Consider the following 589-nt stretch of genomic DNA (forward strand, 5'->3'; position numbering starts at 1 on the left):
TGAGTCCGGGCGGGGAGTCCGGGCCGGGGCCTCACACCAGGACGAAGCATCCCCGGCGTTCGAGTTCGGCCACTAGCGGCAGGGAGGGGTCGATCCCGTTCCACCGCAGGTCCAGCCTCTCCAGTGAGGGCAGGCGGGCGAGCCAGTCCGGAAGGCCGCCGAGGCGGTTGCCCCGCAGGTCGATCCGGCGGAGCAGCGGGAGGCGGGCCAGCGGCCGCGGCACCTCGGTCAGGGCGTTCTCGCGCAGGTCGAGGTGGCGGAGTTCGCGCAGTTCGGCGGCGGACGGCGGCAGGTGCGTGATCGCGTTCCCCCGGAGCCGGAGTTCCCGCAGGTGGCAAAGGTGGCCGAGCGAGTCAGGGAGCGTGGTGAGCCGGTTGTGCCCGAGGTCCAGGGTGGTCAGCCGGCGCAGCCGCCCGACCTCCGGCGGGAGGGAGGTGAGCGCGTTGCCCGCGAGGATCAGCACCCGCAGGTCGGTCCGCCGCCAGACCGGGTCGGGCACCTCCGTGAGCCCCGCGCGCCAGAAGTCCAGTGTGTGCTCCACGGCCCTCCCGCTCTCCACGGCCCTCCCGCTCTCCACGGCCCTCCCGCC

The 589-nt window shown here is 74.5% G+C and carries 1 protein-coding gene; it reads right to left on the reverse strand.

Annotated elements, in window-relative coordinates:
* Positions 1–31: 31 nt before the first annotated feature.
* On the reverse strand, positions 32–577 hold the full coding sequence (locus MW084_RS00930; protein WP_338057707.1) for a leucine-rich repeat domain-containing protein: 546 nt from the start codon (positions 575–577) through the stop codon (positions 32–34).
* Positions 578–589 lie beyond the last annotated feature (12 nt).

The sequence above is a fragment of the Streptomyces sudanensis genome (assembly GCF_023614315.1).
In the GTDB taxonomy this organism is placed as follows: domain Bacteria; phylum Actinomycetota; class Actinomycetes; order Streptomycetales; family Streptomycetaceae; genus Streptomyces; species Streptomyces sudanensis.